The organism is Rhizobium brockwellii (assembly GCF_000769405.2).
Taxonomy (GTDB): Bacteria; Pseudomonadota; Alphaproteobacteria; order Rhizobiales; family Rhizobiaceae; genus Rhizobium; species Rhizobium brockwellii.
Genome location: NZ_CP053439.1, coordinates 1,595,739 through 1,608,928 on the forward strand (window position 1 = coordinate 1,595,739; position 13,190 = coordinate 1,608,928).

A 13,190-nucleotide genomic window follows, 5' to 3' on the forward strand; every position below is an offset into this window, starting at 1 on the left:
ATTGATCTTCTTACGGCAGCAAATAGAAAGCGTTAACCATAGTCCCGTAGACAACGAACAGGATCAATGGAACCTGTGTTCGATGGCTACTGAAATGACCCGCCGGCCCGCTGGCGCCAATGAAGGCAGAGTTATTGCCTTTCCCGCTGGAACCGGAACTGCCAATGTCGAGCGCTGCGCGCGCGAACTCGGCCGGCGGCACGGCGCAGATGCGATAGAATTCTGGAAGGCCGAATGCCGCAGGCTTGCCGATCAGCTTCTGGCGGCCGGGATGCCGGAGAGTGATGTCGGTCAGCGGGTGCTGCAGTTTCAGCAAGATGTCCAGAGCGAACTGGTCTTCAGCCACCAAAACGGACCACTGCCCAAGTCTCAAAATCGATAGTGGCGATCTTCGGGGAGGTCTGCCGAATCTGAGTGGTCGTCCTATCCCTCTTCGTAAACCGCCTCCGGCGGCAGCGCCAGCAGGCGGTCCGCCATCTCCTGCTTTAGCCAGGCGAGACGCTCCTCTTCCTGGGGTGTCCGGCCGGGCTTCCGGCCGAGCATGATGAATTCCTCGCGAACATGGCCGTCGCGCAGTTGCAGGGTGACGGTGCGGCCGCGATAGCTGAGTTCGAAGACGTAGCGGGCGAGGATATCGCCGCGCTCCGGCCGATCGAGCGAGGGGTCGACGCTGTAGCGTCCTTCCGTCAATGCGCGTGTCACCATTTCGAAGGCGTCACGCCCGCCCGGGCCGCGAAAGGCCGTGCGGATCGAGATTTCGCGGCGCTCCGGCGGTCCGTCGGCGCTGAGCAGCGGAAAGGCGCGCTCCATCACCTTGAAGGCATGGGCGACACCACCGGGAAAACCATAGCCGTGATAATGCATGATGTCGGCGAAGCCGTAGGCAAGCGGCTTGCCGTCTTCGAGCACTTCGATCTTCGTTTCGTTCATTCCGATTTTCCCTTGTCCAGTTCCTTGCGCATCCACGGAAGGAAACCATCCAGGAAGCGCGTCGTCGCCGGCATGAAATGCGATCCGTGGTGGAAGCAGGGGTCGAGGCTGGTGATCACCATGCGCCCCGCCGTCGTGACCTCGTCTACATAGAGGATCGGCTTGCCTTCCTCGTTCACCGCCAGAACCTCGACGCCCTTGGGTGGGTCGAACCAGCCGTGAAGGTGCCAGGTCAGGTCGTCCTGCCCGAGATGTTCGAACAGCGAGTGGTCGGGTGCCGAGATCCTGACGCCGAGATCGGCGCCCTCGGTCAGCCACCACCACCAGTTTGTCGGTTGCGGCGTGAAATGGATCGCCGGCAGGAACGCTTCCCATGCCGTCTCGCCGGTCGCAACGATCGTGCCGCCCTGGTCGAGATAGGCGCGCAGTTGCGCCGCATGCGGCGCCATCCGGTCCGCCGGCGTCCGGCAGGGAATGAACAGCACCTGGTGTTCGCTGAGTTCGACCGAGGGCAGCTCCTCCGGGCGCACCAGCCTGTCGAAATGATACCGGTAACGCGGCGCTTCCAGCGTCTCAATGTGGTAGTAGGCGCCGGGATGGATCGCGAGCACGCTCATCGGTTCAGCTCCCCCGCCAGCCAGGCGATAACACGGCCGGCCAGATGCCTCTTGATGTCGGGATCGTCTCCGCAGCCCCAGAACTCGTTTCCGGCATGCGACAATAGTTCTCCGCCCGCCGGCCGCGCCCAGATCCAGTCGACGGGGACCGCAGCCGGTCCCAATGTATTGATCGCAACGGCGCCTGATGGCATCGGATTGTGTCCGCGGCCGTAGAAACCGGCGACGCCGCGGTTCGTTTCCAGCATCCTCTGGTCGATGCCGGCAAAAACAGGATGGTCGAATTGCCTGACCTGCACGAAGTCGGCTCTTTTCGGCTGCGGCATGGGAACATAGGTGCCGAGCTCCGGAAGAATCGGCCGAAGCATGTGGCCGTTGAAGACCCACCGGCCGCCTCGGTCGAGGAAGGATGCCGCCGCCGGCGCGTATCTGAGGAAGCCGACCTGATCGAGATGGGTCGTGGTGATGAGGCCACTTACGGCGGCGAAATGCGCCTCGGTCAGCTCCATCTCGCGTACGGTGATCAGCTTGCCTTGCGCGGTCGCCTCGGCGAAAGCCGGCGGGCTCATGCTGAAAGGGTCTTGATAATGCGACTGGATCAGAAGGATGCTCATGCGGCGCAAATTCCTGCAAAGGCGGGCAGAACCGCCTGATGCCTGTCGCCTGTCGGGCCGATAAGCTGGACCACCCGCATCGGGACACCGTAAAGCCGTTCGAGATGTTCCGGCGTGATCGTCTCCGCGACCGGACCGAACAGCGATTGACCATCCGGCATCATGAGCAGCGCGTCGTCGGCAGCGGCAAGCGCATGGTTCGGATCATGCGTCGTGAAGGCGATTGCCTTGTCGCGCGGTTCGCGCAGGCTTTTGAGCAGGTTCAGCAGCCGCTCCTGGTTGCGAAGGTCGAGTGCCGCCGCCGGCTCGTCGAGGACGATCGCCTCCGACCCGGTGGCGAGCGCTCGCGCCAGAAGCACGAGCTGCCGTTCGCCGCCGGAAAGCCGGTCGAAGAAATGATCGGCAAAGCGGGCCGCTCCCGCCCGTTCGAGCGCGGCATGGGCAATCTCGAAATCGGAAGGTCCCGGTTGCCCGAACAGGCCGAGATGCGCTGCCCGCCCCATGACGGCGACATCGATGGCGCGGTAGCGCTGGTTGCTGCTTCCGGTCTGCGGGACGTAGCCGACAATGTCGGGCGCCACCCGGCTGCCTTCGTCCAGCCGCTGGAAGCCGAGCATGGCTTTCAGCGTCGTCGTCTTACCACGGCCGTTGGGGCCGAGAATGGCGAGCGAACGCCCGACGGGAACCGAGAAACTCAGGCTGTCGAGGATGGTGCGCACCCCGAACCTGACGACTGCATCCGTCAATCCGATCATGATCCCGTCCTTTCGCGATAGTGATGGCGCAGGAGAGCGGCGAAGATCGGCGCGCCGACAAGGGCGGTGATGACGCCGAGCGGGATTTCCGCCGCCGTCGCGGTGCGGGCGAGGGTGTCGATGCAGACCATGAATCCTGCGCCGAGCACGGCGGCTGCCGGCAGCAGCGCGCGGTGATCATGGCCGACCAGCAAACGGGCGGCGTGGGGAATGACAATGCCGATCCAGCCGATGATGCCGGAGACTGCGACCTGGCTGCCGACGATGACGGCGATAAGGCAGAAGACCAGCCATCTCTCGCGCGTCGTATTGGCGCCGAGGCTGCGGGCCTCGGCCTCGTCGAGCGACAGGATGTTGAGCCGGAAGCGGAGCATCCACAGGAAGCAGCTTCCGAGAATGAGACCCGGTGCTGCCACCAGCGTGCGCTCCCAGGTGGCTGTCGCGAAAGATCCCATCAGCCAGTAGACGATGGCGGGAAGGGATGTGTTGGGATCGGCGATGAATTGCAGCAGCGAAACAACCGCCGAAAACATCGAGCTTATGACCAGCCCCGACAGGATCACGGTCACCGTTTCCGACCGGCCGTTGATGCGCGACAGCAGCCCCACCAGGATGACGGCCGCCATGCCGCAGAGGAACACCATGGCGATCAGCGGAAATCCCCAGATACCGAGCATGATCGCCAGCGCGCCACCGAAGGCGGCACCTTGGGAAATGCCCAATATATCTGGCGAAACCAGCGGATTACGGAACACGCCCTGAAGACCGGCGCCCGAGATTGCGAGCCCCGCGCCGGCAAGTGCCGCAAGCACGACACGCGGCGCCCGCACCAGCAGCACGATGCGCTCGTCGATCCCGGTAAGCTCCCGCGAGGGGTCGCTGATCCCCTGCCAGATCAGCTCCAGCGCGCGTACAGCCGGCACCGAGAACCGCCCGACGCAGAGGCTGACGGTGAAGGCGACCACAAGCAGCGCCAGCAGCAAGGCGAAGACCAGCGTCTGCCTGGCGAGGTGAACCCGGCGGACAGCCGGCGCCGTCTCCTCATGCGTCATCGTCGCCATGACGTCACTTCGCCTCGAACTGTGCGTAGTCGGCGGCGGCGCCCTGTTCCTTCAGCCAAAGGATATTGTCGATATCGCTATCGGTCAGGTCGTAATTGTAAAGCGTCTTGTAGGCCGTCCTCATCTCTGTGCGCAGATCGTATTTGAAGGTCTCGGGATGGAGCAGGTTGGCCGTCCACATCCAGGACAGCGGCGATTCCTGGCTCGGCGGATCCCAGCGATAGCCGCCGAGCGGCATCTTGTAGACCCGCTTGGATTTGGCGGCATTGGTCAGAGACAGGATCGGATCGTTATAGACCCAGTCGACGTTCAGCTTTGCCTCGAATGCATTGAGGAAGATGACGTCGGGGTTCCACGCTGCGATCTGTTCCTTGTTCACCGAGACGGTGCCGTTGAGTTCGGCCGAGGCGTTTTTGCCGCCGGCAAGCTCGATGGACCAGGCATTGTAATTGCCCTTGGTGCCGGAGGCGCTGATATCGGAGAGCGCACGGCCGAGATAGAGAACGTTCGGCTTCTTGTCGTCGGGGATAGCAGTTGCCTTGGCTTCGATATCCTTCTGGACGCGGTCGCGCCATTCCACCAGTTCGCCGATCCGCTCTGGCTTGCCGATCGCCTTCGCGGCCATGGTCATATAGTCGCGGGTCAGCTCTTCCGTGCCGTAGAGGATCAGCATCGTGGTGAGCCCGGCATTGGTGATGGGCGCGACGATGTCGGCGCCGCGATCACCCCATTGGATGACGAGGTCGGGATTGGCGGCGGTGAGCGCCTCGACGTTCGGCACGAAATTCGGCGCCGTCACGTCCGATGGAATATCCTTCGCCTCGGGGAAGATCTTTCCGAGAATCCCTTCGACCACGGCGCTCTTTGCCGTCGGGTTCATGCCAATGAGCTTCCGGGTGCTGCCATCCAGCGCGATGACGGTGGAAGCCATTGGGATGACGATCGAGACGACACGTTCGGCAGGCTTTGCCAGCAGTACCTCGCGGTTCCCCTGATCCTTGAAGACGATCTCTTCGGCAAAAGCTGCCGGTGCAAACATCATCGCGGCAAGTGCAGCCGCCATGCGGCGGCGCGAAGCAGTTGTGATAATAAGCGAAAGCGGAACCATGGTGTCTCCCCGTATGACGATGAGCGCCATTCCTATTCCGCGTATTTATTCTTGTCTACAAATCTCCACTTTAATTAGCGATATGACTACCGCATCAGCCCAGCGGACCGGAGGGCGTCTTCAATGATTTTCTGAATGCCGCCACGATCGCTACCTGTGCTGAATGGATCTGTAGCGTTTTCCGGTTGCGTAGCAGAGGCTTTCGCGTCGCGCCGCTTTTCAAATGAGGGGACGAGACCCCAGGACCTGGCAATTTCGACGGTCGAGGAAATTCCGACGTCAAGCATGAAGGGGCCGCTTGTCCCATAGCCGGTGCCGACATCGAGAGGCGTACCATGCCTCATACCGGCAATCGTATAGAGCTCGATCACGTCGACGCCATGAGCATCAGTCCAGACCTTTCGCTGATGTCGTCCGATATCTTCCACACGGGCTGGCGATGCGTCGACGCCGTGGACATTTCTCCACTGTTCAACGATCGCATTCGCATTGGATGGCACGACGGTGCTGTCTGCGGTTCCCTGCCATATTGCTAATGTCGGCCATCGGCCCTTGTGCCCTGAAGCGTTTCTCAACCGCCGTTCCAGCTCTTTGGCAGTCGGGCCGCCATGACCGCGCATACGGTCGAACGCCTCGGGAATGGTTGCAGCACTTGCATATGGCAGGCCGGCAATCATCGCGCCGCCCGCAAAAACCTCGGGATAGGTTGCCAGCATAGCGGCTGTCATTGCGCCGCCGGCCGAAAGCCCAGTCACGAACACGCGCCTGCTGTCGATACCGTGTTCCGCAACGACCTTTGCGATCATCTGGCGAATGGAAAAGACCTCGCCGTGATCCCGGCTTATGTCCTCGGGGTTGAACCAATTGAAGCAGAGGTTTGGATTGTTTGCCCGTCGTTGTTCGGGAAACAGCAGCGCGAAGCCATAATCCTCGGCCAATCGCGACCACCCGGACCCGATATCATACCCGGCGGCAGTCTGGGTGCAGCCGTGCAGGACGACGACCAGGGCCATGTTTTTCCCGCGCTTCGACGGCAGATAGGTGTAGCCCCCCAAGGCGCCCGCGTTTGAACCAAATGCGTCCAGGGCGACGAGATCGGGATTATTCTGCGTAGGTTGGGCGCGAAGGGTTCCTCGCAGCGCAGCAAGGCGTGCGAGCGTGTCTGACATAGATCTCATGAAAGTCTCCGCCAATCAGCAGCCGGGATGGCGGTGATGCTGAACTAAACGTGTCAGTCTACGAAAAGGTTGCTGCAGTGCACAATGTTTTTCGATAAGACGGCCAGATCAGAGATCTGTCGAAAGCGCCAGCGCATACGGCTCTCCACAGCGCGTAAAACTGGAGATGGAGCAGCTCCATCACCTGGGCCTAAGAAATAGGGCACCTCAAACGACATAAAACCCGCGCTTCCGCGGGTTTCATTCTCACGACCAGTCACTCTCGTGCCGTTATGGCGACGAGACGGTCAATTCAATTTGACCGACGGCTCCCGGCCCCAGACACGCAGTTTGCCAAGCGCCTTGATAAAAGCCGTGACATCCATCGCCGCTCCGAGCGCAATCACGCCCTCATCCAGAGAATCGGCAATTCCGGCCTTCTGCATCAGCGGCAGCGCTGTTTCTACATAACCGATGAACTTGCAGTGCACGAAGGCATCCGCCACGAAATCGCGGGCCGTTGCCTCCTTCAGCAAGTCGCCGGTTCCCTCGGCCGAGGGGAGGAGGGCGACGGCGTCGTAAAGCACTGAAGGTCCGCCGTCGATCATCTGATGCGCCTCGATCCAATTGCCGTCCGAGAGCGTCACGCCGCCAATCTTCGGTGCGATCACTTCGAATGTTGCCTTCTGCTCGGTGATCTCGGCAAGTAGCGCCTTGAAGACGGCGGCATCGGTGCCATCGCTGACAAGAATGCCGAGCTTGCGTCCTTCGAACCGCTTCGGACCGCGCTCGATGATGCTGAGCGCCGGCGACGGCTCGAGATCCTGCCGCGTCGGCATGGCGGCATCGGCAGGCTTCGGCATCGATTTGAAGCCGAGTGCGTGGCCGACCTTGCTGGCCAGCGTCTCGTCGATGTTCAAGAGATGCGAGACCATACGCTCGCGAATGACCGGCGTTTCGACCTTGCTCAGTTCGAAGATCAGCGCCGCGGCGATATGGCGTTGTTCCGGCGAAGTCTGGCTGATGTAGAACTGTCGGGCCTGGCTGTAATGATCGGCAAAGCTTTCCGGCCGGAGCCGAACCTTGGGACCCTGTTCCTCGGCCGGGAAGTGCCGGTAGCCCTGAACCGGGGATTCCCGCGGCCCCTGATTCCAGGAATTCGGCTGGTAATTGACGCGTCCAACAGGATTGCGCATCGCCATGTGGCCATCCTGCTGAAAATTGTGGAAGGGACACTTCGGCGCATTGATTGGCAGATGGGTGAAATTCGGACCGCCCAGACGTTTCAGCTGCGTGTCGAGATAGGAGAAATTTCGTCCCTGCAGCAGCGGATCGTTGCTGAAATCGATGCCGGGGGGAACGTTCTGCGTCATGAAGGCGACCTGCTCGGTCTCTGCAAAAAAGTTCTCGGGCATTCGGTCGAGCACCAGACGGCCGATCGGTTTGACCGGAAGGATCTCCTCGGGAATGAGCTTTGTCGGATCGAGGATGTCGAAGTCGAACGTGTCGGCGAAGTCCTGATCGAAAAGCTGCACGCAGAGCTCCCATTCCGGGAAGGCGCCCGACTGGATCGACTGCCAGAGGTCGCGGCGATGGAAATCCGGATCCGCACCATTGATCTTGACTGCCTCGTTCCAGGCGACGGACTGCAGGCCGAGCTTCGGTTTCCAGTGGAATTTGACGAAGGTCGATTCATCCGCTGCATTGACGAAGCGGAAGGTGTGAACGCCGAAACCCTCCATGAAGCGGAACGATCGCGGAATGGCGCGGTCCGACATCACCCACATGATCATGTGCATGCTTTCAGGCGTGAGGGTGATGAAATCCCAGAAATTGTCATGCGCCGACTGCGCCTGCGGAAATTCCTTGTCGGGTTCCGGTTTTACGGAATGGATGACGTCGGGAAACTTGATCGCGTCCTGAATGAAGAAGACCGGGATGTTGTTGCCGACCAGATCCCAATTCCCCTGCTGCGTGTAGAGCTTCACCGCGAAACCGCGCACGTCGCGCGCCAGATCAGAAGAGCCCTTGCTGCCGGCGACGGTCGAAAACCGCACGAAGGCCGGCGTCTTTTCGCCAGGCCGCTGGAAAAGATCGGCTCGGGTGTAGGCGGCCAGGGATTCATATGTTTCGAAGTAGCCATGGGCGCCGTAGCCGCGCGCATGCACGACCCGCTCGGGGATGCGCTCGTGGTCGAAATGAAAGATCTTCTCACGGAAGTGGAAGTCGTCGATGAGGGCAGGCCCACGGGCGCCCACGCGAAGCGTATTCTGATCGTCGGAAACGGGGCCACCTTGCGCTGTGGTCAGCACCGGCAGCCCGTCTTCGGCAAACTGATGAAGCTCGCCGCCTGCACCCCGGTGCAGTTTCTGATCGTGGATCGTTGCGTTGTCCGAGGGCGAGGGTTGGGAGGTCTTCTTGGCCATCTATATTCTCCGGAAAGGGTTTACCTAACCGAAGCTCAACGACGGCCACATGTTCCGCTCGGTGCGAAATAAACCGCAATGAGCAAGAGGCTACCTGGAAGAGGCCGATAATCGACCACTGGAGACCCGAGGCCCAACATAAATGGGGCGCGTGGCCTTTCGCCCCGCGCCCCGGCTTCCGTTGATCCTTACCTACGCACCTTAGATCCCAGAGGTAACGATGAGATCTTCCTCTTCGTCGCGTTGCGACCCGCCGAACGCTGCTGCGGCAGCAGCGATGAATGCGCCGATCAGAAGTGACAACGCGCCGAGCAATGCCGTGGTGGCGGCAGCCTTGCGTGCCTCATCGGCGGCTTTCTGGGCGGCGACCTTGGCGTCGTCGATGCGCTTCAGCACAGTGTCGACGCGGGTGCGTGCATCGGCCTCGGAAAGACCGGTGCGAGCAGAGACGATGGTGGCAAGATAGGCCTTGTCGTCATCCGGGATCTGGCCGGCGGCAGCACCGTTGAGGAGGATGCGGGAGACCTCAGCCGTTGCAGCAGTATCATCGGATGGTGCTCCTGCACGGGCCTGTTCAGGACGCAGCAAAGCGTCGGTAAAATAGGCGGTGGGGAGATCCGCGGCCGAGGCCGTCGATGATACCGCCGTACCAGCGGCGGTGGCGGCCGAGCCCACGGCTTGTGCGCCCGCACCGGCAAGCGAGGTCAGCGACGACGCTAGAAAGCCGGCAACGAAGATCGTCGCCAGCGCCCAGCTGATGAAGCCATGCGCAGTGTCGCGGAAGAACACCTCGTCGGTGTGGACAGCCGCCCACTTCGTGCGCAGCCGGCCGGTGATATAGCCTCCGAGCCCGGAGGAGAGCCATTGGACGACAACGAGCCAGATCGCCGCCGTCACCCCGACCGTGCCGAGCGAACTGCTTTGCCCCGACCAGGGCGACACCATCGTCAACCCAACCCCGGATCCAAGCAGCAAAAGAATGAGGGTCACGCCGATGGCAGCAGCAGCGCCTCCGAAGATGGGCCCCCATGTCATGGCGGATTTGGAGGATTCGACCGGAGTAGCAATCTCTCCGGAACCTGTCATTGAAACCGACATGATCTGTCCCTATCGCATAAACAGAGCAAGAAGGATGATGATCGGCAGTGGAACACCAAGCAGCCAAAGTAGAATACCGCGACCCATGAAAGACCTCCTGTCAGAAACTGACGTTACGTGGTTGATGCCACTCAACTTTGAACCACGGTCTTTGTTCCCGGCCGGCTTGCTCATCGACGATCTTCATGCGGAGCTGATCGAGATCGATAAAAATCTTGCGCGTTCGGAGCTGACGTCCGACGAAGAGAGCGCCATATCTTGCGGGACAAGGTGATTTTGGCATGAGAGAGCAGAAGCTATCGTCACTCGGTCACAACCTAAACTCGAGAGGCATCGATGAACAAATTTCGGGCATTTGTAGCAGCCGGAGCAATCAGTCTTGCCGCCATGACTTCGGCCTGTTCGACACCGCCGAATTCATACGGCTCGGCATCAGGCTATCAGCCGGGAGATTCAATGAACCCGGCCTGCGCCGATGGATTCCGACCCGGCGATGGCCGTTCGTGCAGCTATTAAAGATGGCCGTCTCTTTGCCCGTCCAAGAGCGGGATCGTGCGGAGCGTCAGGCAGGAGCTCCATAGGCGGTCATTTCCGTTTGATGGAAGCCTCAACGGCAGCGCCGATCGCGAGACCGAACCTGATGCCGATCGCAGCGTCATCTATTCCGATTCCTATCGCCATGGCGATCGGAGAGCTCGACCGATTTGACGCTGCCTGGATTGCCGACGATGAAGGGCACGAGAGCTTGAGGCAGATGCTGGCCTCGCCGGCCGCGGTTCTTATTTGACGGCCAATCCACCCCATTACCGTTTTTTGCGGAGATCACCTGGCAAAGCGTCAATGAGTTGATGCACTTTTCCGGTAGCGAACGCGATATCCTCGCGCGGCAGATGGACTGTTATCTCAATCTCTTCCCACCGGCCGCCATGGTCTTTTGCGAACCTGACGGCGGCTTCCAAAGAGGTGAATTGCACGGCCGGTGCGTTAGCGGTCCAGAACTGCACACTGCAGTCCGCCGCACTGTAATCTAAAAATGCTTTTTCAGGATCTAGTGCCATGACGTTTGCTTTACACCGCCGCCGGTTTGATGGCCAGCGAATGCCTAGCCGTCGTAAAAAAGCGCGCTGTCCGCGATGCTCAACGCAAAAGTCGTTATGCGAGCATTCAAAAGCGGGGAGAGAAAGTGGGGAAGAAAACGCCTGCTTTCGGATTTATCAACGAAACAGGCGATTACTTGAAAAATGGCTCCCCGGGCCGGATTCGAACCGGCGACCTGTCGATTAACAGTCGAATGCTCTACCGCTGAGCTACCAGGGATCACTGCTTGGCGCGGTGTGAGTGGGCTAATACAAACGCTTTCCCGATTTGCCAAGCGGTTTTTTCAAAAAAATGAAATGAACTTGTATTTGGGACGCCTGCGCCCATCTCTGGGGAATGGCAAATGTGAATGATCGCAGTGAGACAAGTGGCGGCGAAAAGCGCAAGGCACGGGCAGGGCGCTTCGGCATCGATCATGCAAGCGGCAGGCTTGTGCTCGGCTCGTTCAGCATCGGCATGCCGCGCTCGCGCATCGCACGGATGGCACTCGGCATGGCCCTCATTTTCTGCGGCGTGTTGGGTTTCCTGCCCATCCTCGGCTTCTGGATGCTGCCGCTCGGCTTCCTCGTGCTCTCGCACGATCTGCCGTTCGCGCGCCGGCTTCGGAGACGGCTGGCGGTCTGGTGGCACAGGCGGGGAAAACCGACTGGCTGATGGCAAGTAGGGTGTGGAACTGTGGATCGCTTTTCGCATTCGTGGCTTATGGAATGTAAAACGCAAAATTGCGTCACGACGGTCCAGGTGAGGAAATGAAGGTATCTTTTGTTGTCGTCCTGTCGGCGGCGGCGCTTCTGTCAGGCATCTCTGCCGAGGCCCAAGTAGACAGCGGCGGTTTCGACGCTCGCGGCATCTGTCGCCGTCCCGAAGGCTGCGTGGTCGACCACGGTCAAGGCGGCAGCTACAACGGGCCTCGCAACTATCGCAATTTCAACGGCCGGAATGAGCGCGATGGGAGGAACGACCGCGAGCGGGACAATCGGCGCTACCGTTCTCAGAACAGGAGCGACAATTTCGACGCCGGAACCAGCCGCCTTGTCGCAGGTCCTGAGATTGGGCTGCAAATTCGCGTCTAATTGGATCTGAGTTCGCTTTCTTCGAAAGTTCCGCCGTGGTCCGGATCGAGGCCGGTCGTCATCAGCAGGCTGCAGGCGGCAAGGAGAAGGACGAGCTTCACTGCGTAGGACGCCATGGAGGCCGGTTGTCGAGGGCCCGGTGATACACGAGACGGCGCTATATAGTACTGGTAATAGAAGTATGGATCATCCGTTTCCAGCAGATTCTGGTGGACGTGCGGCGGAATATCCGCATGTTTCACCGGCGGAGAACCAGGGAATTTTACGTGCAGATCCCGGGTTTCGGCGTCGTATGCTGCACGCACGCGCTTCGATTTGAGGGCAGCCCAATCCATCTCAAGCTCCTATACCCTCCCGCGGGCAATTGAGTCCCGGACGGTGATCGAAGTCAAGTCAAGAATTTGTTTCAAATGCCATCATTGGCAGGAAATGGGGCATCGTCACGGCCGTGGAAATTCCAGCCCGCGCCCGCTCCGTTTCGGGATGGAAAAATGGTCGTTTCGGCAACCGCAGAATAGCGTTTTTCCGAAATGCCCTCTTGCGATTTCCTTACGATCATTCTAAACGCTCGCCACGGCTCAGATGACGAGCGCGTGAGGCCTCGTGGCGGAGTGGTGACGCAGAGGACTGCAAATCCTTGTACCCCGGTTCAATTCCGGGCGAGGCCTCCAACATTTTCCACATGACATAATATATGTGAAACGCTGCTGGCTCAGCGGTGCGGCATTGGCGTTTGCGATGCTACCAGACCCGCTGGCCGGGAGAAAAATCGAACTGTAACGGATTGATTCCCGTGAGGCGGTAGAGCGCCTTCAGGCCGCCTTTCCGGATTTGCGCCTGATATTGCAGATCGCTCAATTCAGGTCCGTTATCGATTTCGGGGCCGGCGCCGAGAAGCCGCCGCATGCCTTGCGGCGAAATGCGGGTGAAGCTGCGAATGTCGCCGCTGCTGTATTTGATCAGCAGCAGGCGGGCATCGGCATTGTAGTGAAGCGCTTCTATGCCGCTGGATTGGATCAGAAAAGTTTGCTTGCGCACACCCATAGCGCAAGGCGAGGGCGCCGCAACAAAATGGTTGACGTAACGTTAACGCGCGCGGGGCTACCGGGGCTGGATTTCAAAGGAAACGAACGCATGTCGGACCTGCGCCCGCCAGCATGGGATTGCCGCAGACGCCATGCAGGGGTATCTCCGAGCGCGTTTCGTCGCCCCTATCGCTTCCAAGTCGTTTCGCCGTCCAACAGCCCGCAGCA

Annotated in this window: 18 protein-coding genes and 2 tRNA genes; 7 read left to right on the forward strand and 13 right to left on the reverse strand. The window is 60.3% G+C overall.

Going from position 1 to position 13,190, the window contains the following annotated elements; all coding sequences use genetic code 11:
* Positions 1–82: 82 nt before the first annotated feature.
* Positions 83–382, forward strand: a complete 300-nt coding sequence (locus RLCC275e_RS08080) for a DUF6074 family protein (protein WP_082229713.1) — start codon at positions 83–85, stop codon at positions 380–382.
* 41 nt (positions 383–423) lie between these two features.
* Here RLCC275e_RS08080 and RLCC275e_RS08085 read toward each other — a convergent pair whose 3' ends face one another.
* The 9 genes from RLCC275e_RS08085 to RLCC275e_RS08125 all read right to left on the reverse strand — a co-directional run bounded on the left by RLCC275e_RS08085 (position 424) and on the right by RLCC275e_RS08125 (position 9,766).
* Positions 424–930: a hypothetical protein gene (locus tag RLCC275e_RS08085; RefSeq protein ID WP_033179887.1), complete on the reverse strand. Its 507-nt coding sequence runs from the start codon at positions 928–930 to the stop codon at positions 424–426.
* Positions 927–1,547 carry a hypothetical protein gene (locus RLCC275e_RS08090; protein ID WP_033179888.1) on the reverse strand — a complete coding sequence of 207 codons (621 nt, stop codon included), beginning with the start codon at positions 1,545–1,547 and terminating at the stop codon, positions 927–929. The genes RLCC275e_RS08085 and RLCC275e_RS08090 overlap by 4 nt, the downstream gene beginning before the upstream one ends.
* On the reverse strand, positions 1,544–2,161 hold the full coding sequence (locus RLCC275e_RS08095) for a hypothetical protein (RefSeq protein WP_033179889.1): 618 nt from the start codon (positions 2,159–2,161) through the stop codon (positions 1,544–1,546). The genes RLCC275e_RS08090 and RLCC275e_RS08095 overlap by 4 nt, the downstream gene beginning before the upstream one ends.
* A complete protein-coding gene (locus RLCC275e_RS08100; protein WP_033179890.1) occupies positions 2,158–2,916 on the reverse strand; it encodes an ABC transporter ATP-binding protein in 759 nt (252 codons plus the stop codon). Before RLCC275e_RS08100 ends, RLCC275e_RS08095 begins: the two co-directional genes overlap by 4 nt.
* Positions 2,913–3,977, reverse strand: coding sequence for a FecCD family ABC transporter permease (locus tag RLCC275e_RS08105; protein ID WP_033179891.1), 1,065 nt, complete (start codon positions 3,975–3,977; stop codon positions 2,913–2,915). Before RLCC275e_RS08105 ends, RLCC275e_RS08100 begins: the two co-directional genes overlap by 4 nt.
* A 4-nt stretch (positions 3,978–3,981) precedes the next feature.
* Positions 3,982–5,115: an ABC transporter substrate-binding protein gene (locus RLCC275e_RS08110; RefSeq protein ID WP_033179892.1), complete on the reverse strand. Its 1,134-nt coding sequence runs from the start codon at positions 5,113–5,115 to the stop codon at positions 3,982–3,984.
* Between the two features lie 56 nt (positions 5,116–5,171).
* Complete coding sequence (locus RLCC275e_RS08115; RefSeq protein ID WP_033179893.1) at positions 5,172–6,263, reverse strand: extracellular catalytic domain type 1 short-chain-length polyhydroxyalkanoate depolymerase; 1,092 nt, start codon at positions 6,261–6,263, stop codon at positions 5,172–5,174.
* A gap of 287 nt (positions 6,264–6,550) precedes the next feature.
* Positions 6,551–8,668 carry a catalase gene (gene katE, locus RLCC275e_RS08120; RefSeq protein ID WP_130707545.1) on the reverse strand — a complete coding sequence of 706 codons (2,118 nt, stop codon included), beginning with the start codon at positions 8,666–8,668 and terminating at the stop codon, positions 6,551–6,553.
* Positions 8,669–8,869: 201 nt separating this feature from the next.
* Positions 8,870–9,766, reverse strand: coding sequence for a hypothetical protein (locus tag RLCC275e_RS08125; protein WP_033179894.1), 897 nt, complete (start codon positions 9,764–9,766; stop codon positions 8,870–8,872).
* Between the two features lie 85 nt (positions 9,767–9,851).
* Here RLCC275e_RS08125 and RLCC275e_RS08130 point away from each other — a divergent pair, with 85 nt between their 5' ends.
* The 3 genes from RLCC275e_RS08130 (at position 9,852) to RLCC275e_RS08135 (ending at position 10,553) form a co-directional block, all read left to right on the forward strand.
* Positions 9,852–10,040, forward strand: a complete 189-nt coding sequence (locus RLCC275e_RS08130) for a hypothetical protein (protein ID WP_033179895.1) — start codon at positions 9,852–9,854, stop codon at positions 10,038–10,040.
* A 62-nt stretch (positions 10,041–10,102) separates the two neighbouring features.
* The gene (locus tag RLCC275e_RS34205) at positions 10,103–10,282 is read left to right on the forward strand and encodes a hypothetical protein (protein ID WP_003558829.1); all 180 of its coding nucleotides are present in this window, start codon (positions 10,103–10,105) and stop codon (positions 10,280–10,282) included.
* Between the two features lie 124 nt (positions 10,283–10,406).
* A complete protein-coding gene (locus tag RLCC275e_RS08135; RefSeq protein WP_165402794.1) occupies positions 10,407–10,553 on the forward strand; it encodes a hypothetical protein in 147 nt (48 codons plus the stop codon).
* Between the two features lie 16 nt (positions 10,554–10,569).
* Here the strand turns inward: RLCC275e_RS08135 and RLCC275e_RS08140 are convergent, their stop codons facing one another.
* On the reverse strand, positions 10,570–10,824 hold the full coding sequence (locus RLCC275e_RS08140) for a hypothetical protein (protein ID WP_017991185.1): 255 nt from the start codon (positions 10,822–10,824) through the stop codon (positions 10,570–10,572).
* A gap of 184 nt (positions 10,825–11,008) precedes the next feature.
* Positions 11,009–11,083 (reverse strand) — tRNA-Asn (locus tag RLCC275e_RS08145).
* A 117-nt stretch (positions 11,084–11,200) separates the two neighbouring features.
* On the opposite strand from RLCC275e_RS08145, the gene RLCC275e_RS08150 reads away from it, so the two are divergent.
* Positions 11,201–11,518: a membrane protein gene (locus RLCC275e_RS08150; protein ID WP_033179897.1), complete on the forward strand. Its 318-nt coding sequence runs from the start codon at positions 11,201–11,203 to the stop codon at positions 11,516–11,518.
* A gap of 95 nt (positions 11,519–11,613) precedes the next feature.
* Positions 11,614–11,937: a hypothetical protein gene (locus tag RLCC275e_RS08155; protein WP_003558845.1), complete on the forward strand. Its 324-nt coding sequence runs from the start codon at positions 11,614–11,616 to the stop codon at positions 11,935–11,937.
* Here the strand turns inward: RLCC275e_RS08155 and RLCC275e_RS08160 are convergent.
* The gene (locus tag RLCC275e_RS08160) at positions 11,934–12,272 is read right to left on the reverse strand and encodes a KTSC domain-containing protein (protein WP_003558847.1); all 339 of its coding nucleotides are present in this window, start codon (positions 12,270–12,272) and stop codon (positions 11,934–11,936) included. The two genes, RLCC275e_RS08155 and RLCC275e_RS08160, sit on opposite strands and share 4 nt — an antisense overlap.
* A 262-nt stretch (positions 12,273–12,534) precedes the next feature.
* Between RLCC275e_RS08160 and RLCC275e_RS08165 the strand changes: the two genes are divergently transcribed.
* A tRNA-Cys gene (locus tag RLCC275e_RS08165) sits at positions 12,535–12,608 on the forward strand.
* A gap of 70 nt (positions 12,609–12,678) precedes the next feature.
* Here the strand turns inward: RLCC275e_RS08165 and RLCC275e_RS08170 are convergent.
* Positions 12,679–12,981 carry a hypothetical protein gene (locus RLCC275e_RS08170; protein ID WP_033179898.1) on the reverse strand — a complete coding sequence of 101 codons (303 nt, stop codon included), beginning with the start codon at positions 12,979–12,981 and terminating at the stop codon, positions 12,679–12,681.
* Between the last annotated feature and the right edge of the window lie 209 nt (positions 12,982–13,190).